The organism is Blastomonas sp. UPD001, from assembly GCF_003426715.1.
GTDB lineage: Bacteria > Pseudomonadota > Alphaproteobacteria > Sphingomonadales > Sphingomonadaceae > Blastomonas.
In genome coordinates this window covers 1-556 of record NZ_QKVT01000122.1, presented here as the reverse complement: position 1 = coordinate 556, position 556 = coordinate 1, and the positions used below count along the sequence as shown (strand labels likewise).

General features: G+C 62.4%; 1 protein-coding gene. It reads right to left on the bottom strand.

Going from position 1 to position 556, the window contains the following annotated elements:
* Positions 1–276 precede the first annotated feature (276 nt).
* On the bottom strand, positions 277–556 hold a 280-nt coding region (locus DM995_RS19435), incomplete at its 5' end, for an alpha/beta hydrolase (RefSeq protein ID WP_502696626.1).

Below are 556 nucleotides of genomic sequence, written 5' to 3'. Positions count from 1 at the left end.
CGACGCCGCAGCCGGCACCGCCACGAGGGCCGAGACAGCTGCAAGCACAAGTCCGAAACCACGCATCACCAAGTCTCCCTTGCGCGTGAGCCCCTGGATTGGAGCTGTCACGCCGGGAGCATCGGGCCTCTGCCGAAGGCGGTCTCGCCTCACATGGGCATGCGCCACATGCTCCCTCCACAACGGAAGCTATGCCTGTGTCACCAACATGTCAACGGGCCGTCACAAAACCGAAACACTAATCTGCATTATCCCTCGACCCGATTCGCGGGGGAGCTACCGCCCGCTCAGCAGCCGCCGGTCCAGGTAGCGTTCCACCGTCCCCATCATCTCGTCCATCTCGGCCGCAAAATGATGGTTCGCCCCGTCGATCTTCTCGTAATCGATCGTGATGTGCTTCTGCGTCTTCAGCTTGTCGACCAGCTTCTGCACCGCAGGCTCCGTCACCACCTCGTCCGACGTTCCCTGCACGATGATCCCGCTGGAAGGGCAGGGCGCCAGGAAGCCGAAGTCATAGAGATTGGCCGGCGGCGCGATGGAGATGAACCCCTTCACC